Source organism: Brachybacterium sacelli (assembly GCF_017876545.1).
In the GTDB taxonomy this organism is placed as follows: domain Bacteria; phylum Actinomycetota; class Actinomycetes; order Actinomycetales; family Dermabacteraceae; genus Brachybacterium; species Brachybacterium sacelli.
On record NZ_JAGIOD010000001.1, the window covers coordinates 2,212,425 to 2,234,605 of the forward strand.

At 71.9% G+C, this 22,181-nt stretch carries 22 protein-coding genes; 7 read left to right on the forward strand and 15 right to left on the reverse strand.

Annotated elements, in window-relative coordinates; genetic code table 11:
* Nucleotides 1-147: 147 nt before the first annotated feature.
* Nucleotides 148-630 (reverse strand): CarD family transcriptional regulator, encoded by a 483-nt coding sequence (locus JOF43_RS09915; RefSeq protein WP_114856532.1) that lies wholly within the window; start codon nt 628-630, stop codon nt 148-150.
* 254 nt (nt 631-884) lie between these two features.
* Between JOF43_RS09915 and JOF43_RS09920 the strand changes: the two genes are divergently transcribed.
* Nucleotides 885-1,382: a hypothetical protein gene (locus JOF43_RS09920; protein WP_209901638.1), complete on the forward strand. Its 498-nt coding sequence runs from the start codon at nt 885-887 to the stop codon at nt 1,380-1,382.
* A 53-nt stretch (nt 1,383-1,435) separates the two neighbouring features.
* On the opposite strand, the gene JOF43_RS09925 is transcribed toward JOF43_RS09920, so the two are convergent.
* A complete protein-coding gene (locus tag JOF43_RS09925; protein ID WP_209901640.1) occupies nt 1,436-2,134 on the reverse strand; it encodes a response regulator transcription factor in 699 nt (232 codons plus the stop codon).
* 1 nt (nt 2,135) lies between these two features.
* Nucleotides 2,136-3,440, reverse strand: a complete 1,305-nt coding sequence (locus tag JOF43_RS09930) for a sensor histidine kinase (RefSeq protein ID WP_209901641.1) — start codon at nt 3,438-3,440, stop codon at nt 2,136-2,138.
* A gap of 175 nt (nt 3,441-3,615) precedes the next feature.
* On the opposite strand from JOF43_RS09930, the gene phoU reads away from it, so the two are divergent.
* Nucleotides 3,616-4,290 carry a phosphate signaling complex protein PhoU gene (gene phoU, locus JOF43_RS09935; protein ID WP_209901643.1) on the forward strand — a complete coding sequence of 225 codons (675 nt, stop codon included), beginning with the start codon at nt 3,616-3,618 and terminating at the stop codon, nt 4,288-4,290.
* A gap of 16 nt (nt 4,291-4,306) precedes the next feature.
* Here phoU and JOF43_RS09940 read toward each other — a convergent pair whose 3' ends face one another.
* The 8 genes from JOF43_RS09940 to JOF43_RS09975 all read right to left on the reverse strand — a co-directional run bounded on the left by JOF43_RS09940 (nt 4,307) and on the right by JOF43_RS09975 (nt 12,233).
* Entirely contained in the window at nt 4,307-4,672 is a 366-nt protein-coding gene (locus JOF43_RS09940) for a DUF4235 domain-containing protein (RefSeq protein WP_209901645.1), read from the reverse strand.
* 47 nt (nt 4,673-4,719) lie between these two features.
* Nucleotides 4,720-5,769 carry an LCP family protein gene (locus JOF43_RS09945; protein ID WP_209901647.1) on the reverse strand — a complete coding sequence of 350 codons (1,050 nt, stop codon included), beginning with the start codon at nt 5,767-5,769 and terminating at the stop codon, nt 4,720-4,722.
* Nucleotides 5,770-5,819: 50 nt separating this feature from the next.
* Nucleotides 5,820-6,632: a tRNA (guanosine(46)-N7)-methyltransferase TrmB gene (trmB, locus tag JOF43_RS09950; protein ID WP_342592133.1), complete on the reverse strand. Its 813-nt coding sequence runs from the start codon at nt 6,630-6,632 to the stop codon at nt 5,820-5,822.
* On the reverse strand, nt 6,622-7,050 hold the full coding sequence (locus tag JOF43_RS09955) for a QcrA and Rieske domain-containing protein (RefSeq protein ID WP_209901651.1): 429 nt from the start codon (nt 7,048-7,050) through the stop codon (nt 6,622-6,624). The genes trmB and JOF43_RS09955 overlap by 11 nt, the downstream gene beginning before the upstream one ends.
* A gap of 38 nt (nt 7,051-7,088) precedes the next feature.
* Complete coding sequence (def, locus tag JOF43_RS09960) at nt 7,089-7,655, reverse strand: peptide deformylase (protein ID WP_209901653.1); 567 nt, start codon at nt 7,653-7,655, stop codon at nt 7,089-7,091.
* Nucleotides 7,652-8,833, reverse strand: coding sequence for a YihY/virulence factor BrkB family protein (locus tag JOF43_RS09965; protein WP_342592134.1), 1,182 nt, complete (start codon nt 8,831-8,833; stop codon nt 7,652-7,654). The genes def and JOF43_RS09965 overlap by 4 nt, the downstream gene beginning before the upstream one ends.
* A gap of 110 nt (nt 8,834-8,943) precedes the next feature.
* Entirely contained in the window at nt 8,944-11,490 is a 2,547-nt protein-coding gene (locus JOF43_RS09970; RefSeq protein ID WP_209901655.1) for a glycoside hydrolase family 65 protein, read from the reverse strand.
* Complete coding sequence (locus JOF43_RS09975) at nt 11,487-12,233, reverse strand: HAD family hydrolase (protein WP_209901657.1); 747 nt, start codon at nt 12,231-12,233, stop codon at nt 11,487-11,489. The genes JOF43_RS09970 and JOF43_RS09975 overlap by 4 nt, the downstream gene beginning before the upstream one ends.
* A 155-nt stretch (nt 12,234-12,388) precedes the next feature.
* Here JOF43_RS09975 and JOF43_RS09980 point away from each other — a divergent pair, with 155 nt between their 5' ends.
* Both JOF43_RS09980 and JOF43_RS09985 read left to right on the forward strand, forming a co-directional pair.
* Entirely contained in the window at nt 12,389-13,045 is a 657-nt protein-coding gene (locus tag JOF43_RS09980) for an SRPBCC domain-containing protein (protein ID WP_209901658.1), read from the forward strand.
* A gap of 90 nt (nt 13,046-13,135) precedes the next feature.
* On the forward strand, nt 13,136-14,449 hold the full coding sequence (locus JOF43_RS09985; RefSeq protein ID WP_342592135.1) for an MFS transporter: 1,314 nt from the start codon (nt 13,136-13,138) through the stop codon (nt 14,447-14,449).
* Nucleotides 14,450-14,579: 130 nt separating this feature from the next.
* Here JOF43_RS09985 and JOF43_RS09990 read toward each other — a convergent pair whose 3' ends face one another.
* Nucleotides 14,580-15,131 carry a CarD family transcriptional regulator gene (locus tag JOF43_RS09990; RefSeq protein WP_209901660.1) on the reverse strand — a complete coding sequence of 184 codons (552 nt, stop codon included), beginning with the start codon at nt 15,129-15,131 and terminating at the stop codon, nt 14,580-14,582.
* A gap of 365 nt (nt 15,132-15,496) precedes the next feature.
* On the opposite strand from JOF43_RS09990, the gene JOF43_RS09995 reads away from it, so the two are divergent.
* The 3 genes from JOF43_RS09995 to JOF43_RS10005 are packed head-to-tail and all read left to right on the forward strand — an operon-like array spanning nt 15,497 to nt 18,422.
* Complete coding sequence (locus JOF43_RS09995; protein WP_209901662.1) at nt 15,497-16,177, forward strand: ABC transporter ATP-binding protein; 681 nt, start codon at nt 15,497-15,499, stop codon at nt 16,175-16,177.
* On the forward strand, nt 16,174-17,688 hold the full coding sequence (locus tag JOF43_RS10000; protein ID WP_209901664.1) for a DUF6297 family protein: 1,515 nt from the start codon (nt 16,174-16,176) through the stop codon (nt 17,686-17,688). Before JOF43_RS09995 ends, JOF43_RS10000 begins: the two co-directional genes overlap by 4 nt.
* A 17-nt stretch (nt 17,689-17,705) precedes the next feature.
* Entirely contained in the window at nt 17,706-18,422 is a 717-nt protein-coding gene (locus JOF43_RS10005) for a class I SAM-dependent methyltransferase (RefSeq protein ID WP_209901665.1), read from the forward strand.
* A 15-nt stretch (nt 18,423-18,437) separates the two neighbouring features.
* Here JOF43_RS10005 and JOF43_RS10010 read toward each other — a convergent pair whose 3' ends face one another.
* The 3 genes from JOF43_RS10010 to JOF43_RS10020 are packed head-to-tail and all read right to left on the reverse strand — an operon-like array spanning nt 18,438 to nt 21,771.
* Nucleotides 18,438-19,649 carry an aminotransferase-like domain-containing protein gene (locus tag JOF43_RS10010; RefSeq protein WP_209901667.1) on the reverse strand — a complete coding sequence of 404 codons (1,212 nt, stop codon included), beginning with the start codon at nt 19,647-19,649 and terminating at the stop codon, nt 18,438-18,440.
* Nucleotides 19,650-19,661: 12 nt separating this feature from the next.
* On the reverse strand, nt 19,662-20,201 hold the full coding sequence (locus JOF43_RS10015) for a methylated-DNA--[protein]-cysteine S-methyltransferase (protein ID WP_209901669.1): 540 nt from the start codon (nt 20,199-20,201) through the stop codon (nt 19,662-19,664).
* Nucleotides 20,202-20,241: 40 nt separating this feature from the next.
* On the reverse strand, nt 20,242-21,771 hold the full coding sequence (locus tag JOF43_RS10020; protein ID WP_209901671.1) for a DNA-3-methyladenine glycosylase 2: 1,530 nt from the start codon (nt 21,769-21,771) through the stop codon (nt 20,242-20,244).
* Nucleotides 21,772-22,181 lie beyond the last annotated feature (410 nt).

Here is a 22,181-nt window from a genome sequence, read left to right on the forward strand (position 1 = left end):
GATCAGCGGGATGAATCGGCATCCCGGCGACGGTCGATTCTGTCATGACCTGGCGGCCGGGAACGAGGGGACGGGTCGGTCCGCACGTGGCCGGGCGAGTCCGCGGTCCCACCCCCGAAGCGGGCGGGTCCTGTCGGTGAGCGATGCTCAGGAGGCGAGGACCTCGTCGAGGATCGACTCGGCGTCGGCCTCGTCGGTCTTCTCCGCGAGGGCGAGCTCGGAGACCAGGATCTGGCGCGCCTTGGCCAGCATCCGCTTCTCCCCTGCGGACAGCCCGCGGTCCTGGTCACGGCGCCAGAGGTCGCGCACGACCTCGGCCACCTTCTTGACGTCCCCGGAGGCCAGCTTCTCGACGTTCGCCTTGTAGCGACGCGACCAGTTGGTGGGCTCCTCGGTGTACGGCTGACGCAGCACCTCGAAGACCTCGTCGAGGCCCTCCTTGTCCACGACGTCGCGCACGCCGACGAGGTCGACATTGTCTGCGGGGACCTCGATGGTCAGATCGCCCTGGGCGACCTTGAGCTTGAGGTAGGTGCGGTCCTCGCCCTTGATGGTGCGGGTCTTGACCTCCTCGATGAGCGCGGCACCGTGGTGCGGGTAGACGACGGTCTCGCCGACAGCAAAATTCATGTGGTGGGTCCCCTTTCCGCAGACGAGTCTATCACCGCTGCGCCGTGCTAGGATCCGCACCCTTCAGAGAATCCGCTGTTCACGGGGGAAATACGAGGAGTTCGATTCCGCTCGGGACGCTGCAGGAACGCACCGGCGCCGCGGGTGCCCGCCGCCGCGAGCGAGGGCAGGATCCGCGTCCGAGGTGGGGTAACCTGTCAGGGCCGTCCCCAGAACGTCCCGCCGTCCCCCGCGGCATCGAACAGGAGTCCTCCGTGAGCCGTCCTCGCCGTCTCGTGCTCTCCGCAGCTGCGCTGGGCTTCGCCCTCGCCGCCTCCGGATGCGCGTACTTCAGCCCGGTGCAGACGCACGACTTCTACCAGGCCGGGGACGGCAACAACGTCAGCATCCATCAGGCAGGCTCCCTGTACGCCGGGGTGCGCAACGCGCTGGTGGTCGCGGAGGAGGGCGGGGGAGACCCGGCGTTCTCGGGGACCGTGGTGAACTACACCGACGAGACCATCACCGTCGAGCTCGAGGGCGTCGCCGAGGACACCACCCTCTTCGCGACCTCCGTCTCCGTCGGCCCCCGTGAGTCGGTGGAACTCGGCCGGACCGAGGGCAGGCAGCAGGTCCCTATCACGGGGATCCCCACCTCGCCGGGCCACCTCATCGGCCTCCAGGTCACCGCCGGGGGCGAGACGAACACCGTCAACGTGCCCGTGATGCCGATCTCCCTGGAGCACTACGGCCCCGAGGCGCAGAACGCCTGACCGAGCCGACGGCACGCGCCGCCGCCGCTCGCACGCACGGCGCCCCGGGCGACTCAGCCGGCCGCTCCGGCGGATTCGAACTTGTAGCCCAGACCCCGCACCGTCACCAGGTGCACAGGGTTCTTGGGGTCGTCCTCGATCTTGGCGCGCAGTCGCTTGACGTGGACGTCGAGGGTCTTGGTGTCACCCACGTAGTTCGCGCCCCACACCCGGTCGATCAGCTGGCCGCGCGTGAGCACCCGGTCGACGTTGCGCAGCAGCATCTCCAGCAGCTCGAACTCCTTGAGCGGGAGCGCGACGTCCTCCCCGCGCACCTGCACGACGTGTCGTTCGACGTCCATCATGATCCCGCCGGCGGTGAGCGTCGTGTCCTCCTCGTCCTCTCCGGCGTCCTGCCCGCGACGCAGCACGGCCTTGATGCGCGCCAGCAGCTCGCGGGAGGAGTACGGCTTGGTGACGTAGTCGTCGGCGCCCAGTTCGAGCCCCAGGACCTTGTCGAACTCGTCGTCCTTCGCGGTGAGCATGATGACCGGGACGCTCGAGGTGCGCCGGATCTCCCGGCACACCTCCGTGCCGCTCATCCCGGGCAGCATGAGGTCCAGCAGCACCAGATCGGCGCCGTGCACCGAGAAGATCCGCAGGCCGTCGGTGCCGTTGTCGGCGACCGCGACCTCGTACCCCTCCTTGCGCAGCGAGTAGGACAGAGGATCGGAGAACGACTCCTCGTCCTCCACGATCAGGATCCGCGTCATGTCAACTTCCCTTTCCCGGCGCGTGGTCGGTCGCCACGGCGCGTGTCGTCCCGCCGGGCCCAGGGGCTCCGGGGGTGCTCTCGGCCGACGGTACGGTGCCCGTCCCGGCCGGTGTCGTGGACTCCGCCGCGCCCCCGGAGCGAGACGCCGGGACGGTGATCGTCTCGGTGTTCCCCATCTCCGGGAGGTGGAGCGTGAAGGTCGAGCCCTGTCCGGGCATCGACCAGGCCGTGACCTCGCCGCCGTGATCGGTGGCGATGTGCTTGACGATCGCGAGCCCCAGCCCCGAGCCGCCGGTGGTGCGGGAGCGGGCCCGGTCCACCCGGAAGAACCGTTCGAAGACCCGTTCCAGGTGCTCCTTGGTGATCCCGATGCCCTCGTCCTTCACGGACAGCTCGAGCATCCCGCCCTCGCGCCGCACCGACACCCCCACCCGGGTCTTCGGGTCCGAGTACGCGATGGCGTTGGAGATGAGGTTCGACAGCGCCGTGGTCAGCATCGAGGCCGAGCCGAAGACGCGCAGGCCGCTGCGGGCCCCGGTGGCCAGCTCGATGCTCGAGCCCAGCGCGAGATTGCGGTTCAGGGACACGGCGTCGGCGATCACGTCGTCGATCTCGACCGGCTTCGCGTCCGGCAGGGAGGAGCTGCCCTGGACCCGCGAGAGCTCGATGATCTCCTGCACCAGGTGGGAGAGCCGACGGGTCTCGGTCTGCATCCGCTCGGCGAAGCGCCGCACGGCGTCCGGATCCTCGGCCGCGTCCTCCATCGTCTCGGCCAGCAGCGTGATCGCCCCCACGGGCGTCTTCAGCTCGTGGGACACATTGGCCACGAAGTCGCGGCGGGTCTCCTCGACGCGGACGGCGCGGGTGAGGTCGTCGGCCAGCAGCAGGGCGCCGTGCTCGCCGAGCGCCCCGATGCGCACGTCGATCACGGCGTCGGTGTCGCGCTGGCTGGAGCGGCGCAGGGTGAGCCGTTCATCGCGGAAGCCCCCGTTGCGCCCCACGTCGGCCGCGAGCTCCATGAGCTCCGCGCTGGCCAGGCGGGGGTAGTCGCCCTCGGCGGCGCGCACGATCCCGTAGGAGTACGCCAGCGGGGACGCCCGCAGCACGTCACCGCTGGCATCGAGCACCACGTAGGCCGAGGAGAGGATCGCCAGCACCTCGGCGGTGGCCTCGGGGACGCCCTGCTGCACGGTCGCCGGCGCCGCGGCGCGCCGACGGTCGGACCGCACGAACGCCAGCGTCGCGGTGCAGCCGATCACGAGACCGATCGCCGCGGCGAGCAGGAGGAGGGCAGTCAAGGGCACCCCCACAGCCTAGGCCCCGGGCTGCGCCGACCTGGCCGTTCCACGCCGCGACTGGGACACTGGGGGCGAGGAGTTCACGGGGACTACGCTCGGTGTTCACCCGCGGGCGGCATGAATTCACCGGGCCTTGCGATACTCCCTGATGAGGATTCCGTCGGACGAAGGAGCAACCACCATGCGCGAGGCGTACCAGAGCGACCTGCGGCACATCGTCGATGACCTGGTCGACATGGCCGACCTGGTCGGGACGGCGCTCGAGAACGCGACCCGGTCGCTGCTCGAGGGCGATCTGGGGCTGGCCGAACGGGTGATCGCCGCTGATCCCCACATCGACGAGCGGCAGGTCGAGCTGGATTCCAAGGCCGTCGAGCTGCTCGCCCGGCAGGCCCCCGTCGCCACCGATCTGCGTCTGCTGGTCGCGGCCCTGCGGATGAGCTCCTCGCTCGAGCGCATGGGCGATCTGTGCGCCCACGTGGCCCTGGTGGCCCGGCGCACGCACCCGGGGCTGGCCGTCCCCGAGCAGCACCGTGAGCAGATCGCCAGGATGTCGTCCCTCGCGGGCGCTGCGCTCGCCGAGGCCTCGCAGGTCATCGCTGAGCGCGACCTGGCGCTGGCGGCTCGGGTCGAGGAGGAGGACGACGAGATCGACGAGCTGATGCTGGAGATCTCCCGCGAGATCTCCCGCGGCGAGGGCTATTCCAACGGCCAGATCGTCGACCTCACACTGCTGATCCGCTTCTACGAGCGGATCGGCGACCACGCCGTCTCGCTCGTGCGTCGCGTGGGCTTCCTGGTCACCGGGGACTCCCTGGACACGCTGCACGAGAGCGTGGACGTCTCCGAGTTCTGAGACCGCCCGGAGCGGCTCAGCCGCGGTTGGCGCGGGGGCGCCGGGCGGTCAGGCGCTCCGTGCCCGCCTTGGCGCCGCGCTTGGCCGCCATCCGCAGCCCCTGCAGCAGGACGCCGGAGACCGTCGCCCACAGCAGCATCTTCCAGATCGGCTGATCATCGACCGGATCCTTGATCGACTCGATCTCCGATGCGGGCAGACCCTCCTTCTTGGCCTGTTTGCGGCGCTTCTGGGTCTCCTTCTGGGAGGCCTTGGCGGCTTTCAGGGTCGGGGCGTCCTCCCCGAAGACGGCGCCCCATCCCGCGTTGGCGGCCTTGTTCCCGACCGTGGAGGCGATGATTCCTGCCACCGGCACGGCGATCTTGACGAGTGGATTGGCCACGGGATTCCTCCAAGCGGTCGGTCAGCAGCTGGCGCGGGGGCGTCCGGTCAGGAGGTCCCCGCGTACTGAGCGTAATAGGTGCCCATGTCGTCCGTGCGCAGTGCCTCGCGCAGAACGTCCATCGTCTCCTCGTCGGTGGCCACGACGCTCGCCCCGCCGGAGGTGGTCGTGGGGTCCCCGTGGGGGATCGCGAGGAAGTGGAGATCGCTGGTGCTCACCGCGCGCATCGACAGTCCGAGCTCCACCATGGTCCCGCCGGACAGCCCCGCATCGGTGGTCAGGTACGGGGAGATCGTCTCCACGGTGCTCGCCAGCTTGCCCGGGTCGCTCAGCGTGTCGGCGCTGATCAGCTTGCTCGCGATGCCCTCGAGCACCGCCTGCTGGTTCCGGTTGCGCTGGAAGTCGCCCTCGGAGAACTCCTTGCGCTCCCGGGCGAAGGCCAGGGCCTCTTCGCCGTCGAGGGTCTGGGTGCCCTCGGTGAACTGGTGGCCCTGCGCCTCGAAGGACTGCGGGACGTCCACGTCGATGCCGCCGAGCGCGTCCACCAGGCCCTCGATGCCCTCGAAGTCGATGAGCGCCACATGGTCGACGGGGACCCCTGCATAGTTCTCGACCGCGGTCACCGCGAGCCCCACCCCGCCGTAGGAGAGGGCGGAGTTGATGCGATCCTTGCCGTGGCCCGGTACGTCGATGTAGAGATCGCGCGGGAACGACATGATGTAGACGCTCTGGTTGTCGTCGGAGACGTGCACCAGCATCATCGCGTCCGAGCGCTGGCCGCTGACATCCTCCGAGGCGGCGTCCTCGGGGGCGCGCTTGTCCGAGCCCAGCAGCAGGTAGTTGCGCCCGGAGCCCTCGATGGCCTCGGGTCGATCACCGTCGGAGGCGCCGCGGGTGATCTCCACGACCGTGCGCTTCTGATAGGAGCTGTTGATGCCGTGGAGATAGTTGGCGACCACGAGCCCCACCGCGACCACGAGCACCGCGACGAGGCCGAGACCGAGCAGCGCGAAGCGACGCCCGCGGCGCTGGCGCGGATCGGGCTGGTCGTCGTCCTCCCAGTCGGAGGGGAGGTCCACGTCATCGGGGACGTTCATACGGGCTCGCTCTCACACGGTGTCGCCGTGGCGACGGAGGTCCTGTGAATCTAGGCCGGGGAATGTCCGGAATGCCGGGGCAGCCGGATATACCCGAGGTCCCATACTAAGCGCCCGGCGCGCCGTCCCTTGGCCTCGAAGCTGGTCTTCACACGACCCTCGAATCGCGGCGCCCAGCCGGTGGCGTTCATCCCCTCCGGGAGAGTGTCGCTGCTGTGGTCACCGGGTCGTGGACCCTCGGGGTGCAGGAGCTCGAGCTCCTCACGGGCATCGAGGTGGGCCCGCATGTGATGGGCGTACTGCGCCCAGTCGGTCGCCAGGCGGAACCTCGCCCCGTCGGCCAGCAGCGGGAGCACCGCATCCAGGAACGGCGGGTTGATCAGGCGGCGCTTGTGGTGGCGGGACTTGGGCCAGGGGTCGGAGAAGTAGACCCACAGCTGCGCGATCGAGGCCTCCGGCAGCAGCACGGGCAGGCCCCGCTGGGCGTCCAGCGGGAGCAGGCGGATGTTTCGCGGGCGGCCCGCTCGGTCGATCCGGCTGAGGGTCTGGGCGAGCCCCGGCCGGTAGACCTCGACGGCGAGGTGATCGCGCTGGGGATTCTCGGCGGCGGCCGCGACGATGTTCTCACCCAGGCCGCTGCCCACCTCGACGACGAGTTCCGCGCGACGGCCGAAGACCTCCTCGAGGTCGAGGGTCGCCCCGGGGGCCGGCACTGTGTCGCGCTCGCCGCGCGGCGGATCGAGCACGTACTCCTCGGACAGCCGGTCCCAGGCGTTCTGCCGGCTCGGGGAGAGCCGCTCGCCGCGGCGGACGAAGGAGACGATCTCGCGAGGGGGCTTCGGTGCCCGGTCCTCAGCCGGCACGGCGGACGGCACCGTTGTCGACGACCACGTCCACCTCGGGCAGGTGACGGGTCGCCGGGCCGGCCAGCACCTCGCCGGTGGACGCGTCGAACTTCGAACCGTGGCACGGGCAGTCCAGCTCCTCCTGCACCTGGCTCAGGGCACAGCCGTTATGGGTGCAGTAGCCGGAGTAGGCGGCGATGTCCTCGCCACTGCCGCGCACCAGCAGCACGAAGGGCATCTGGCCGCCGAAGTTGACCAGGGTGGAGGCGTTCTCCGGGACCTCGTCCAGGGAGACCGACCCGTCCTCGGCGCGGACGGGCTCAGGGGTGTCGCTGCCCTCGCCCTCCGGGCCGCAGGCAGCCAGGGTGCCGAGGCCCGCGGCGGAGGCGGGCAGCAGGAGGGCGAGACGACGGGAGAGGCACGGACGACGTTCCATCCCCCCAGGATAACGAGCCTTGCTGAGCGGAGCCGCTCTCACACGTCGGCGGCCTCGACGTCTCGCGGGTCCCAGGTGCGCAGACCCTCGGCCCGCCAGCCCCGCGCCGTCACCGCGTCGAGCGCCTCGCGCCTGCGGGCGGGGGTGAGCCGGTCGAGGTAGAGGGTGCCGTCGAGATGGTCGACCTCGTGCTGCAGGGCCCGGGCGAGCACACCGCCGGTGTCCTCGACGGTGACCTCCTGGCCCGAGAGATCGATCCCGCTCACGCGTGCCCCGCGGTGACGGGCCGTCGGGAAGCCCTCCCCGGGCACGGACAGGCACCCCTCCAGCGTCTCCTCGTCCAGCTCGATTCCCCCGAAGCGCTCGAGCCGCGGATTGATGACGACGCCCCGTCGCACCACGTCCTCGGCATCCGCACAGGAGTAGACGAACAGCCGCCAGCGCGCGCCGACCTGCGGAGCGGCCAGTCCCGCGCCGTCGGCCGCGTCGTTCGTCTCGAACATGTCCGCGACCAGGGCGCGGATGTCGTCGGTGATCTCGCGGACGCGGCGGGTGCGCTGGGTCAGGGCGCGGTGGCCGACGATCGTGATCGGGCGGACGCTCATGCGGTGCGGTCTCCTGTGCTCGGGGAATCGGGTGGGCCCGTCGGCCCGGGAGGATCCGTGGAGTCGGGATCGGGGGAGACGCGGTATGCGGTCGGTGGGTTCACGGCCAGCGGATTGCGGGCATCGACGATCCACGGTCCGCGCGGACGGTGCAGGCTCTCCCCGGTCCTCGCCGAGGCGGCGACCTCCCGGCCCAGCTCCTCGGCCTCGGCAGCGTCCCGGGCCAGGAAATCCAGGGTGTGGGTGGCATGGGAGTCCAGCACGATGCTGTCCCAGGCGTCGAATCCGCTGGCGATCTGCCGGGCCCTGAGGAACTCGGCGTCCAGCGCCGCGCCCGAGACGATCACGATGTTGGCCAGCCACAGCAGCAGCAGGATCGCGATCAGTCCGTTCAGCACCGTCAGCACCTCCGTGACGCGGGTCGCGTACACCAGCAGCCGGCCGGCGAGCAGAGCGGCGCCGAAGAGCACCAGCACCGACAGGATCGAGCCCAGGGACATCAGGCGGTAGCGGGGCAGGCGCACGTTGGGGAACAGGTAGTAGGCCAGCGACACCCCGAGAATCAGGATCACCAGCAGGATCGGCCACTTCACCAGGTTCCAGGCGTTGAAGGCGATGCGGGGGATGCCGATGAAGTCACCGATGCGCTGGGAGGCCTCGCCGCCGACGATGATCATGCCGAAGGCCAGCAGCACCACTGCCACCATCAGCACCGTCTCGCCGAACACGATGGTGCGGAACCACAGGAACGGTCTGCCCTCGCGGGTGTCGTAGACGCGGTGCAGGGCGCGGTGGAACGCGGCGACCCCGTTGGAGGCGGACAGCAGCGAGCCGATGGTGCCCAGCGTCAGCCCCAGCAGCCCGCCGCTGGTGGAGGAGACGGCGTGGATGGCGGTGAGGAACGGGCTGGGGTCCAGTGTCGGGAAGATCTCCAGGAACATCCCGGAGAACGCCTTGAGGGTCTCGGCCTCGATGCCGATCAGCGACATCATCGACACCGCCGCGACCGCACCCGGGAACACCGAGAGCACCACGTAGAAGGTCATGGTGCCTGCCACGTCCCACACCTGGATGTCCAGCAGTCGCATCCGCACGCGATTCAGGACATGCAGGATGCTCAGCCGAGGTCGGACGTACTCGACCACCGGCTTCGGCCGACGGGGGCGGGGTGCGGTCACCGTGTGCTCGTGCTCCGGGCTGAGGAGGAAGGTCAGGACGCCCGGAGCCTATGCCACCGGGGCATCGGATGCCGGGACCATGCCGGGCCGGGGAAGGGCCCGGGCGCGGCTCAGGCCTCCTCGATGATGTCATCGGGATCTGTGAGCGCGGGGTACTCCCACGGGTCCTCGGGGTCCTTGGGTACGTACGAGGTCACGATGGTCCCGTCGGCGCGCTGGTCACCGAGGCCGACGGGGGAGGCCAGCACCGCGTCGTCGAGCACGGGGCCCTGGTCCGCGAGCGGCACCGAGGCGCCGGCGGCCGTGACCGCGACGCTGCGGCCGCGCACCGTGACCTCGAGCTCCGCACCCGTCTCGAGGGTGAGGATGATCTCCTCGGGCAGCACGCGCACGCGGACGCGGGAACCGCGCACCGTCAGCGGGAAGGACAGCTCCGGCCAGCCCTCGGGCAGGCGCGGGTCGAAGGAGAGCCGCCCCTCCTCGTGGCGCATGCCGCCGAAGCCGTGCACCAGAGCGTTCCACACCCCGCCCGCGGAGGCCACGTGCACCCCGTCGGAGGTGTTGCCGTGCAGGTCGGCGAGATCCACGAACAGACCGGCCCGGAAGTAGTCCAGCGCCGCCTTCTGGTGGCCCACCTCTGCCGCCATGATCGACTGCACCACCGCCGAGAGGGAGGAGTCGCCCGTGGTGATGGGGTCGTAGTACTCGAAGTCGGCGCGCTTCTCCTCGGCGCTGAACTCGCTGCCGCGCAGGAAGAGGGCGAGCACCACATCGGCCTGCTTGAGCACCTGGAAGCGGTAGATCACCAGCGGGTGGAAGTTCAGAAGCAGCGGGAAGGCCTCGGGTGGGGTGCTGGAGAGGTCCCAGACCTCGCGTTCGAGGAAGCGATCCTCCTGCAGATGGATGCCCAGGGACTCGTCCTTGGCGACAAACATGCCGTCGGCGCAGGCGTCCCACTGCTCGAGCTCGAGCGGATCGAGGTCGAGCTCCGCCAGCAGCACCTGGTGCGCCCCCTCGTCGGCGTCCCGCAGCTCGCGCACGGCCCGGGCCGCCCGCCGCAGGTTGTGGCGGGCCATGACGTTGGTGAACATGTTGTTGTTGACCACCGTCGTGTACTCGTCGGGCCCGGTCACGCCGTTGATGTGGAAGCTGGCATCGCCCCCGGCGGTCAGCCGCCAGAACCCCAGATCGGCCCACATCCGGGCCGTCTCGACCAGCACCCGCACCCCGTCACGGTGCTGGAAGTCGACGTCGCCTGTGACGTCGACGTACTGGGAGAAAGCATAGGACACATCGGCGTTGATGTGGTACTGCGCGGTGCCCGCCGCGTAGTAGGCCGAGGCCTCGTCCCCGTTGATGGTGCGCCAGGGGAACAGCGCCCCGCGCTGGTTGAGCTCCCGGGCGCGTTCGCGCGCCTTGGGCAGCAGGTTGCTGCGGAAGCGCAGGGCGTTGCGGGCCCAGCTGGGCTCGGTGAAGGTCAGGAAGGGGACGACGTAGATCTCGGTGTCCCAGAAGTAGTGGCCCTCGTAGCCGGAGCCGGTGAGCCCCTTGGCCGGGATACCCCACTGGTCCGAGCGCGCCGCGGCCTGGGCGAGCTGGAAGAGGCACCAGCGGGTGGCCTGCTGCTCGACCGGCATGCCCGGCATCTGCACGTCCGAACGCTCCCAGAAATCGGTGAGGTAGGCGTGCTGATCGCGGTACTGGGCCTCGAACCCGACGGCGCGCACCCGGTCCAGGGTGCGCCGGCAGCGGTCGAACAGCTCGCGATGGGGCACGGAGCGGGAGGAGTGGTAGGCGACCGCCTTGCGGACCGTCAGCGAACCCCCCTGCTCGAGGTGGGCGCGGAACACCTGTCGGCCGCGGTCGGCGCTGGTGTCCACCAGCTGCTCGACCTCGGCGTCGGACTCGACGGTGTGGTCCGCACCGACGGCGAGGGTCATGCCCGAGTCGGCCGCCCGGTATCCCAGCAGCATCCGCCGCTCGCTGTGCCAGTCCTGCAGCGGCTCGAGCACGCGATGGGAGAAGTCCGTGGTCCGGCGCGGGTCGTCCGTGGTGGTCAGCGGCGTCCCGTCCACGCCCCGGCCGTAGTCGTCGGTGATGTCCTGGCGGTTGATGATCTGGGAGGACACCGCGATCGGGGCGGAACCGTCGAGCATCGTGACCTGGAGGGTCATCAGCGCGAGGTGCCGTTGGGTGAAGGAGACCATCCGGGAGGTGGAGACCTTCACCCGCTTGCCGGCCGGGGTGCGCCAGATCAGCTCGCGGCGCAGCACGCCCTCGCGGAAGTCGATCCAGCGCTCGTACTCGACGAGATCCGCGATCGACAGCAGCAGCGGCTCGTCGTCGACGTACAGCTTCATCACGGTCGAGTCCGGCACCGAGATCATGGTCTGCCCGGTGCGCGCGAAGCCGAAGGCGGACTCCGCGTGGTTGATCTGCCAGGTCTCGTGGAAGCCGTTGAGGAAGGTGCCGTGGCTGTCCACGTCGCGGCCCTCCGCGGGGGTGCCGCGCATCCCGAGATAGCCGTTGGCCGTGGTGAACAGGGTCTCCAGCAGTCCGAGATCCCCGCCCGGGCGGGACTCCACGAGGCGCCACTCGTCCAGCGGCAGATGGGTGCGGTCGACGGGGTCGGCGGGCAGCGAGCGCAGACGGGTCACGCGATCTCCTCCAGGTCGGACACGACGAGGGTGGCACCGGCCGCGGTGAGCGCGTCGGCCCCCACCCCGCGGTCCACCCCGACGACGGCCCCGAATCCGCCGTCGGCCCCGGCGCGCACCCCGGAGACGGCGTCCTCGTAGACCACGGCCTCGGTGGCCTCTGCGCCCAGCAGGTGGGCGGCATGGAGGAACGTGGCGGGGGAGGGCTTGCCGGGAAGGCCCTCGCGCGCGGCGACGTTCCCGTCGACGAGGGGCGAGAACCGCCCCAGCAGCCCGGCGCCGCGCAGCACCTCCTCGGCGTTGCGGGAGGAGGACACGACCGCGGCCCGGGCATCCGGCCCGAGGGCCTCGAGGTAGGCGAGGGTCCCCGGGTAGGGGGCGACGCCCTCGCTCCGCAGCAGGGTCAGCACCAGGTCGTTCTTGCGATTGCCGAGCCCGCGGACGGTCTCCTCGCCCACCGGCTGGTCGCCGGGGTCCGCGTCGGCCCCCTCCGGCAGCTCGAGACCGCGGGAGAGGAGGAAGGAGCGCACCCCGTCGTAGCGGGGACGGCCGTCGACGTGGGCGAAGTAGTCCTCATCGGTGTAGGGCTCCGGGATCCCGCGCCCCGTGAGGAACGCGCTGAACATGCGGGCCCAGGCCCGCATGTGGACCTCGGCCGTCGGCGTGATGACGCCGTCGAGGTCGAAGAGGTGCACGGAGAAGTCGGACGGTCGGAAGGCGGCCTCGGCAGTCACGCCGGCCATCGTACGGGCCCCGCCCGGCACACCGGGGCACGGGCGCGTTCGCTCACAGCCGCTCCCGCTCCGTGGCGCCCTCTGCGCCGGTCGACTAGTCTTCGAGGGTCCGCGCCCGCGCGAGCGCGCCGGTGCGGAGCGGTCCGACCCCTGCCGAGGAGAGAATGGCCCTCACCCAGTCACTGACCGTGGTCGACGCGGTACGTCGCGAGCTCGAGATCGAGGAGCAGGCCGACGTCGGACGCACTCTGGTGCGCACGACGGCGACCCTCACCACGAACATCGCCCGGGCCCCGGCCCAGCTGTGGCCGCTGCTGACCGACCCCGCGCACCTCGCCCGATGGTTCGGTCCCGTCACGGGCGAGCTGCACGAGGGTGGCCGCTTCGCCGCGCCCCACGGCGCCCAGGGCAGCGTGATCCAGGTCGAGCCGCCCCATCAGATCTTCCTGACCTGGGAGCAGGACGGCGCGGTCGATCCGCTGCTGATCCGTCTGGATCCCGAGGACGACGGCACCACCTCCCTGGGCCTGCGGCACACCACCCTGAGCGAGCGCGAACGCTTCGACCGGATCGGCCCGGGCCTGCGGGCGCTGGACTGGGAGATCGCGTTGCTGGGGCTCGCCGCCGTCACCGACGGCTGGCGCACCAGCTGCCTCACCGAGGTGCCGACGCCGACTCCGCAGTGGCTGGCCGGTGCCGAGGGACGCGAGCTGCTGCGCGCCTGGTCGGTGCGCTGGGCGGCCGAGGCCGTCGCGGCCGGGGTCGACGAGGACACCGCGCGCCGAGGAGAGAGGGCGACCACGAGCATCTCCCTGGGCTGAGTCCGTGCCCGGACGGAGCCGGCCGCGGGGCCCGTCCCGACGGCTGGGAAGTGTTTGCCCCGGCTCACTACCCGCTGACAGACTCGCGCAGTGACCACCCCCGAGACCTCGCCCCCGAGGGGGAGGCCCCGCTCGTCGAAGCAGGTGCTGTGGTCCCTGGCCCCGTCCGTGTACATCCCCAGCCTGCTGGAGTTCTCCGGGCTGGCGGCCCTGATGCCGGTGATCCCGCTGCTCGCCCTCGACCTCGGCTTCAGCGCCTGGCAGGCGGCGGCGCTGACGACGATCTTCGGTCTCACCTCGTTCCTCGGGCCGATCCCCGCCGGGCACCTCATCTCCCGGGTCGGGGCGCGCAGTGCTCTGGTGGCCACCGGGTGCCTGCTGGTGATCGCGAACGTGGTCGCCTTCGCGGTGCTCACCCCGGCGGTCCAGGGCGAGGCCGCCCCCGTCCATCGCGTAGCCCTGGTGGTGCTGCTGCTGGTGATGGCCACGAACACGCAGGTATGGCAGCTGGGCCGTCAGGCGTACCTGGGCACGGCGCTGCCACCGATGATGCGCGCGCGCGGGATGACGCTGTTCGGCGGGGTGATCCGGATCGGGCAGGTAGTCGGGCCGCTGCTCGGCGCCGTGGTCATGGCGACGGGGTCCGACACCGGGGTGTTCGTGCTGTTCGCAGTGACCGCCGGCGCAGGGACCGTGATGATCGCGGTGTTCCTGCCGCCGGGGGAGATGCGGCAGGGCTCGGCCCGACCCCGTGACCGGCGCCTGCCCCGCACCTCGGCGCGTCGCCGGCTGCATGGCGCCGTGCTGGCGCGGATGGTGATGGTGGGGCTCGGGTTCACCCCGGTGATGATGGCCCGGGTCAACCGTCCGGTGATCGTGCCGCTGCTGGGGGCTGCGCTGGGCCTCGACTCGGTGTGGATCTCGATCGTGTTCGGCATCAGCGCCGTGCTCGAGATCCTGCTGGTGCTCCCGGCCGGGACCCTCATGGACCGTCACGGCCGCGCCGCCGTGGCAGTGCCCTGTGCGGTGCTGATGGGCGCCGGCTACCTGCTGCTGGCGCTCCTGGGGACGGTCTGGGCCGGGCAGGGGGAGACCCTCGCGGTGCTCGCCCTGCTGGTGCCCAGTCTGCTGATCGGCCTCGGCAACGGACTGGGCTCGGGGATCGGTATGACCCTGGGTATCGATGTGTCCCCGGTCCACGACCGCACCCGGTACCTCGCCTGGTGGAACACCATGCTCGGAGCGGGTCGCCTCGCGGCGCCGCTGGTCGTCACCGGGGTCGCCCTGTTCGCGCCGATCACGGTGGCGGGGGCCGCGATCGGCGGCCTGTGCCTGGTCGGGGGGACGTGGATGGCGCGGATCCTGCCCCGCGTCACCCCCTCCGGAGGGACCCGGGGGCGCTGAGGCGGGGGCGGGTCTCGATCAGCAGTGCCGGATCGCCTGGTCTCCTACCGGCTCGTTCCTCGCCAGTACGTCGATCAGCAGTGCCGGATCGCCTGGTCTCCTACCGGCTCGTTCCTCGCCAGTACGTCGATCAGGCGGCGTCGCCGGTTGCGCCGAGCTCCACCGCACGCTCGGCCGTGTCCTGGAGCAGCTGATCCGCCTCCTCGAGGGTGATCGAACGGGCGATCGCGATCTCCGCGGCCAGCGGGGCGATCGCCTGCTTGAGCAGGTTGCGCTCGGCCAGGGAGGAGGGGGTGCCGCCCGAGTCGCCGAGGATGCCGCGGATGACGTCGATGCGATCGGAGAGCCGGCCCGACTGCAGCTGCATGGTCAGGGACTTGATGCGGTGGGCCCAGGAGGCCTTCTTCGCCGGCGGCTCGATCGGCTCCGAGAGCTGCTCGACGAGCTCGGCGATCTCCTTCTCCTCGAGCACCGCCCGGAGCCCGATGACGTCCTTGCCGTCGGCCGGCACCGAGATGCGCATCTCGTCGCCGATGACCTCCATGTCGACGTACTCCCGATCGGTCCCGCGGACGCAGCGGGTGCAGGTGGAGACGATGCGCACCGGACCGTGGACGGGGTGGGTGAGCACCTCGCCGGGGGACGGGGCAGCGGTGTCGACGGACGCAGTGGCGACGGACAAGGGGGAACCTCCTCGGTGGACCTGTGCGCCGTCGGTACCGCGGACCCCTCGGGGTCAGGGCGGCCGCACTCGGGACCGTGCAAGGGCCTGGTCAGACCCCTCCAGTAGCAGCATCGAGGCGGCTCGAGTGCCGTTCGACCTGCGGGAACAGGATGGCGGCACCTACGACAGCGCTTGCCCATGGTCTCATGGATCTGACACGATATCCAGAGCGTGACGTTTCCGGCTCGGTCACATCACGCGCCTCGCGAGGCGCGGGCGCGGAGACGGCGGAGACAGAGGAGGGACGACGGTCGACGACCGTGGCGAGATCGTCGACCGAAGGCGGATGCCCGGGTGGGTCGCGATGAGGTCTGATCGCCCCCATGAGTCGTACTGCAGGGCGCGAGAAGAGCGCAGCATCCCCCGCCGTGCAGCCTGTCGAGTTCGAGGACGTCGGTGTCGTCTCCGACGGGAACGTGCTCCTGCTGGAAGCCACCGGCCGCGCTCGCGCAGGGGAGGTGCTCGCCGTGACGGGTGCCAACGGCTCCGGCAAGACGACCCTGCTGCGCGTGCTCGCGGGGCTGATCGCCCCCACCGTCGGCACCGTCCGCGTCGCCGGCCGCGCACCTGATGACCGCGACCGGACCTTCCGCGCCGCGCTCGCCGCGCTGATCGGACCGCCGCAGACGGCCCGCGATCTCACGGTGCTCGAGCACCTGCAGTTCATCGGCGCGACCTGGGGTACCGGCGCGGAGGAAGCCCGCACCCGGGCGGGGGAGCTGCTCGAGGAGCTGCAGATCGGGGCGCTCGGCGGTCGCTTCCCGCACGAGCTCTCCAGCGGTCAGTCCCAGCTCGTCGCCATCGCCCTCACACTGGCCCGGCCGTGCAGCGTGCTGCTGCTGGACGAGCCCGAGCAGCGCCTGGACGCCGATCGTCTGGCCCTGGTGATCGCCGCGATCCGGGCGCGGGCCGCTGCCGGTGCCGCCGTCGTGCTGGCGAGCCACAGTCCGCGTCTGCTCGAGGAGCTCGCCGATTCCCGCCTGCTGCTCGAGGAGCAGGGGTGAACGGTTCGCTCGGCCCCGTCCGGGAGGTCTGGGCGCAGCGCGCCGAGGCCCGCACCCGCGGTGATGTCCTCTACCTGGTGTACGTGGTGGTGCTCACCCTGCTGATCGTCGGGATCCCCGCGCTCGGGACGGCCGGCGAGGCCCTGGCCCGTCCCGACGTGCTCCCGGTGCTGCTCCTGGACCGGGCCCCGCAGGTCACCGACGCTGTCACTCTGGTCTCGGCAGCGGCACTGGTGCTCCTCGGCGCGGTGCGCGGTCCCGCTCTGCTCTCCCCGTTCTTCACCGCGACCCTCGCCGCGAGCGGGATCCGCCGGCGCTCCGTGCTCTGGCGTCCCTTCGCCCGCTCCCTGCTGGCCCTGGCGCTGGGCATGGCGGTGGCAGCCGCTCTGCTCGGCGTCACCCTGGCGACCGCCGGGCAGGCGGGCACGGACGCCGTGGTCGCCTTCGCGCTCGCCGCCGCGGGGACAGGTCTCCTGCTCGCGGTCGCCTGGTTCCTCGGCCAGCTGCTCCGCGACTGGGTCCGTCGGGTCCTCGCCGCCGCGCTCGCCGCTGTCGCGGTCGGGACGCTGCTGCTGCCCGTCGGCATCGGGCTCGGCGGGGCGTATCCGGCCGGAGGCACGCTCCCGGGCTCCTCGGCCCTCGGATTGCTGGGGGCAGGCGTCCTCGCCGTCGGGGCGGTCGTGCCCCTGCTCGACCGGCTGCGGGGCTCCGTGCTCCGCGAGCAGGCGAACCGATGGGACTCCGCCACCATGGCGGCGACCAGCATGGACATGGCCGGTGCCGCCGGGCTGCTGCGTGCCCCGCCCAGCACCGGGCGCCGGCTGCGCGCGGTCGGTGCCGGCCCCCTCCCGCTGCAGTACGTCCGACGGGACGTGATCGCCTGGCTGCGCAGCCCGGAGCGCCTGGTCACCGGCGCCCTCGGGACGCTGTTGGCCGCCGCCGCCCTCGCCGGCGCCACCCTGATCACAGGGCCGTTGTCCTGGTTCGTGGTGCTCGTCGGCTCCCTCGCCCTGTGGGCCGCGAGCAGCTCCTTCGTGGACGGTCTGCGTCATGGCGTGCACACGCTCGGGGCTCCGCGGCTGTTCGGCCAGTCCGCCGGCATGCAGACGATCCTGCACTCGCTCGCCCCGCTGCTGGCGCTGATCGTGCTCGGGGTCGCCGGCGGCGGCGCGGTGGGGATCGCCGCCGGCGGCGGGGGCACCTCCGTGCTCGGGACCGTGCTCCTGCCCGTCGCCCTGGCTCCGGTGCTCGTCGCCGGTCGTGCCCGGGACGCTGCGAAGGGACCGATGCCGCTGGCGCTCAGCACCCCGATGCCCACCCCGCAGGGCGACCTGTCAGTGGTGACGATGCTCCTGTGGCAATCCGACGCCCTGCTGCTCGCCCTGGCCGGCGGGGCCCTGCTGCTGGTCGTCAGCATGCACGGCGCGCCCTGGCTGCTCGCCGCCGCCGCCGCTGAGACCGCCCTGATGATCCTGATGACCTGGGGGCGCCTGCGCGCCCTGCGGGACTGAGAGGAAGGAACCCGAGGATGAACATCCGCACCACGCCGAACCCCCTGGTCCGGTGGGCCGGCCGCCGCCTGGGGGAGTTCAACGCGCGCCATCCCTGGAGCCACAACCACCATTTCCATCCCTGGATCCTGCGCTCGCTGCCTCCGGACGCCAGCCGGGTCCTCGACGTCGGCTGCGGCCGCGGCGACCTGGTGGTCGAGCTGGCGGCACGGACGGGGCGGGTCGACGGGATCGACCCCGACCAGGAGATGTCCTACGCCGCCGCGTCCCGCTGCGCGGACGACCCCCGGGTGCGCATCCGCCGACGCTCGCTCACCGAGCACGCCGCGCGGGTGCTGGCCGCGGAGCCGGACGGTGCCTACGACGCGATCACGATGGTCGCCTCCCTGCACCACATGGACCTCGAGGAAGCACTGCGTCAGGCCCGCTCGCTGCTGCGGCCGGGAGGCAGGCTGCTCGTGGTCACCCTCACCACCCCGGTCACGGCCTTCGACCAGGTCTGGGACGTCGCGAATGCGCTGACGAACCCGATCATCGGCCTGGTGAAGCATCCACGGCCGGTGCGCGAGGCGGGAGAGCCCCTCCCGATCCCGGTCCGGGACCCGTCCTGGTCGCTGGACGTGCTGCGCGAGAGCGCCGCGCTCGAGCTGCCCGGAGCCGTGATCCGGCGACGCGAGGGCTTCCGGGCGACCTTGCGCTGGGACCGGCCGGCCGCCGGGGAGTTCACCGCCTGAGCGGAGCCCCGGGGGTCAGCGCTGCGGGTGCTGGGCGATGACCTCGCCCAGACGCCCGACGGCGTCCTCGATGACCTCGGGTGAGTGCGTCACGAAGCTCAGACGCATCGTCGAGTGGTCCGGGTGGTCGGCGAAGAAGGACCAGCCCGGCAGGTAGGCGACCCCGGCCTCGACCGCGTCGGCCAGAATGCGCTGGGCGTCGTATCCCTCACCGAGCGCGGCCCACAGGAACATGCCGCCGTCGGGATGGGTGACGTGGGCGCCGGGCGGCAGCACGGGGGCGATGGCGGACGCCATCGCATCGCGCCGCTCCCGGTAGACGCCGCTGACCGTCGCCACGTGGGCGTCGAGGTCCGCGGTCTCGAGGTAGCGGGCCACGGTCAGCTGGTCCACCACGGAGGACTGCATGGAGATCGCTGCCTTGGCCACGGCCAGGGTGTCCAGCACCGGTCCCTCCGCGCGGATCCAGCCGATGCGCACCCCCGGGCTCATGAGCTTGCTCATGGAGTTCAGCAGCAGGGTGCGCTCGCCCATCCCGGGCAGGGACGCGATCGGGGCCCAGGTGCCGCCGGTGAAGCTCAGCGCCCCGTACGGGTCGTCCTCCACCAGGGGCACGCCGGTGCGCAGCAGCACGTCGGCGACGGCTTCGCGGCGGGCGACCGGCATGGTGCGCCCGGTGGGATTCTGGAAGGTGGGGATCAGGTACGCCATCCGCGGACGGTGGGTGAGGATCGCTTCCTCGAGCGCCTCGGGCACGACCCCGTCGTCGTCGGTGTCCACACCGATCATGCGGGCGCCGTGCACGGCGAAGGCCTGCACGGCCGCGAGGTAGGTGGGCGACTCCACGAGCACCACGTCACCGGGCTCGAGCAGCGCCTGCGCGAGAACGAACAGCCCCTCCTGCGAGCCGGACGTGACCCGGATCTGGGAGGCATCGGTGGGCAGGTCCCGGCTGAGCCGGCGAGCTGCCTGCTCGCGCAGCTCCACCTCGCCCTCGCTGACCCCGTACTGCAGGGCTCGGTGGCCCTGCTGGGACAGCACCCACTCGTAGCAGGCGGCGACGGCCTGGAGGTCGAACAGCTCCGGGTCCGGGATGCCGCCGGCGAAGGAGACGACGTCCTCGCGCGCGGCGAGGGCGAAGATGTCCTTAAGCGGTGAGGACTCCATGCCCGCGTAACGGGCGGCCACGGGGAAGCGGTACGGCGCAGAGGTCTGGGGCACGGTCATCGCCCCATCGTGTCACGTGGTCAGGGCCCCTTCGAGGACGAGCAGTGCCTGTTTGGTCTCGATCCCGCCCGCGTAGCCGGTCATCGCTCCGCTGGTGCCGAGCACGCGGTGGCACGGGACCACGATCGAGAGCGGGTTGGAGCCGACGGCCGCGCCCACGGCCTGGGCGGCGCGGGGGCGGCCGAGATCCTGGGCGATCCGCCCGTAGGTGGTGGTCGCGCCGCGAGGGATCTCCTGCAGTCGGGCCCAGACCGCCTGCTGGAACGCGGTGCCGCGTGGTGCCAGCGGCAGGTCGAAGTCCTCGCGCTCGCCGGCCAGGTAGGCGAGCAGCTGGTCCCCGGCCGCCTCCAACAGGGGATCGGTCGCCGCGGCCGGCTCGCCGAGCCGTGCCGGGGGTGGGAAGTGGTTCTGCTCCTCACGCCAGAGCCCGGTGACCGCCCCGCCCTCGGCGGCGAGCACGTAGGTGCCCAGCGGGGTGGGGAGCCGGCGGTGGCGCGGCCCCGGTGCAAACGTGTCGGCCGGGAGCTGTCGGGTGGGGTGGGTGTCGGTCATCTCAGGGATCCTTCCATGGGGTCGTGAGCGGGGTCAGGGGTCAGCGGGACCTGGTGGCGGCGCGGAGCGCTGCCTGGTGCTGCCACAGGTGGACGACGGCATAGGAGCGCCAGGGGGAGGCGTCGGCGAGCACCCGCCGCAGGGAGGCGTGGTCCTCGGCCAGTCCCAGGTCGCGGGCCGCCCCGAGCAGGACGACGTCCCGGTCGGGGGCGACGTCCACCGCGCGCACTCCGCGCAGCAGCACGTAGTCGGCCGTCCAGGGGCCGATGCCGGCCAGGGCGAGCAGGCGTTCGCGCAGCTCGTCGACGCTCCCGGCCAGGGGCAGTCCCAGCTCGTGCTCGGCGATCGCCGGCACGGCGGAGCTCAGGGTCTCCCGGCGAGCGCGGGGCCCACGGAACCACTGCTCCGCCGCGAGCGCCGCGGCGGCAGGATCCACCGGCGCCCGGTGCACCCCGGCCAGGTGGAGCGGCGCCGGCAGAGCCTCCTCCAACAGGTCTGTCGCGCGGGTGATCTGCTCGCGAGCCTGGGTCGTGGTGATCTGCTGGCCGGTGATCGCCCACAGCAGCGCCTCGGCGAGACTCGGCGCGCCGGGCAGGCGCACCCCGGGACGCGCCGCGACCAGGGGAGCGAGGGCAGGCAGCGCGGCGATCAGGCCCTCGTCGATGCCGACGGGGTCCGCGTCGAGGTCCAGCAGCCGGCGCACCAGCGCGATCGCGGCGGCATGGTCCCGCAGATCCGCCAGGTGCATGCTCACCGGCAGCGGACCGTCGGCGCCGAGATCGACCTGCACCGTCCCCGGGCCGTGCGGCAGATGCACCGCCCGGGTCCAGACCGGACCGCTGACGTCCTCGACCCCGGGCACGGCCCGGTGGGCGAACCAGGCGGCGAGGCCGGCCCCGTCGAAGGGGCGACGGACCGCCAGCCGACCGGTCACCACGGCGGCACCGTCGTCGCGCCCCGCGGGAGCGACGTCCTCGCGCGGGCCGGCGGAGCGACGGGGGCGCAGCGCCCGCTCCCGGACCTCCGACGGTGCGTGACCGAAGACCTGGGTGAAGGTCTCGTGGAACTGGCGCTCGCTGCCGAAGCCGGCCGCATGCGCGATCCGCGCCAGAGGGAGGTCGGAGCCGACGACCAGCTCATGCGAGCGGCGGGCGCGTCGCAGCCGGGCGTGGGCCAGGGCTCCGGCCCCGGTCGCCGCCAGCAGGGCGCGGTGCAGCGTCCGCTCCGAGACGGCCAGGCGCCGCGCGAGCTCCGGGACCGTCTCTTCGTCGTCGAGGACGCCAGCGTCGATCAGGCGCAGCGCTCTCCCGGCGAGCGACCCCTGCGGATCATCGTCGGGGCTGCCGGGCGGGGCCGTCGGGCCGCAGCGTTTGCACGCGCGGTAGCCGCCGGCCACCGCGGCCGCGGCCGAGGGTGCGAACTCGACGCCGCCGCGCTGCGGGGTGCGGGCCGGGCAGGAGGGACGGCAGAAGATGCCCGTCGACCGCACGCAGGTGAAGAACATCCCGTCGAAACGGGTGTCCCGGGCACGGATCGCGGCATAGCGCTCGTCGTCGGTCATCACGGTCATGACACCAGTGAACCGCGCCGCGGCCTGGGGCACCAGCGGAAATCGGACAGCGCGGCAGGACGGCGCCGGCGCGCAGGTGGTGATGACGGCACCGCGACCTGGCGCAGACCTCCCGCGCGGACGAGAATGAGACGATGGGGACACTCGGGACATCAAGGACGACGGGGACGGCGGGTCACGAGGCACTCGTGGCACGGTTGCGCCGCGCCGGCTGCGTCTTCGCCGAGCAGGAGGCGGCCGTCCTCGAGGAGGCCGCCGGCGATCCGCACGAGCTGGAACGTCTCTGCGCCCGTCGCGAGGCCGGGGAGTTCCTCGAGCACGTGGTCGGCTCCGTCGAGATCTGCGGGGAGCGCCTGTCCATCGGATCCGGTTGCTTCGTGCCGCGCCAGCGCACCGCACTGCTGATCGGG

Bases quoted from the DNA above. Each gene is read 5' to 3' on its own strand.
- JOF43_RS09915 (WP_114856532.1), bottom strand. From the start codon at position 630: ATGAATTTTGCTGTCGGCGAGACCGTCGTCTACCCGCACCACGGTGCC.
- JOF43_RS09925 (WP_209901640.1), bottom strand. From the start codon at position 2,134: ATGACGCGGATCCTGATCGTGGAGGACGAGGAGTCGTTCTCCGATCCT.
- phoU (WP_209901643.1), top strand. From the start codon at position 3,616: ATGCGCGAGGCGTACCAGAGCGACCTGCGGCACATCGTCGATGACCTG.
- JOF43_RS09945 (WP_209901647.1), bottom strand. From the start codon at position 5,769: ATGAACGTCCCCGATGACGTGGACCTCCCCTCCGACTGGGAGGACGAC.
- JOF43_RS09955 (WP_209901651.1), bottom strand. From the start codon at position 7,050: ATGGAACGTCGTCCGTGCCTCTCCCGTCGTCTCGCCCTCCTGCTGCCC.
- def (WP_209901653.1), bottom strand. From the start codon at position 7,655: ATGAGCGTCCGCCCGATCACGATCGTCGGCCACCGCGCCCTGACCCAG.
- JOF43_RS09975 (WP_209901657.1), bottom strand. From the start codon at position 12,233: ATGGCCGGCGTGACTGCCGAGGCCGCCTTCCGACCGTCCGACTTCTCC.
- JOF43_RS09980 (WP_209901658.1), top strand. From the start codon at position 12,389: ATGGCCCTCACCCAGTCACTGACCGTGGTCGACGCGGTACGTCGCGAG.
- JOF43_RS09995 (WP_209901662.1), top strand. From the start codon at position 15,497: ATGAGTCGTACTGCAGGGCGCGAGAAGAGCGCAGCATCCCCCGCCGTG.
- JOF43_RS10005 (WP_209901665.1), top strand. From the start codon at position 17,706: ATGAACATCCGCACCACGCCGAACCCCCTGGTCCGGTGGGCCGGCCGC.
- JOF43_RS10010 (WP_209901667.1), bottom strand. From the start codon at position 19,649: ATGACCGTGCCCCAGACCTCTGCGCCGTACCGCTTCCCCGTGGCCGCC.
- JOF43_RS10015 (WP_209901669.1), bottom strand. From the start codon at position 20,201: ATGACCGACACCCACCCCACCCGACAGCTCCCGGCCGACACGTTTGCA.
- JOF43_RS10020 (WP_209901671.1), bottom strand. From the start codon at position 21,771: ATGACCGTGATGACCGACGACGAGCGCTATGCCGCGATCCGTGCCCGG.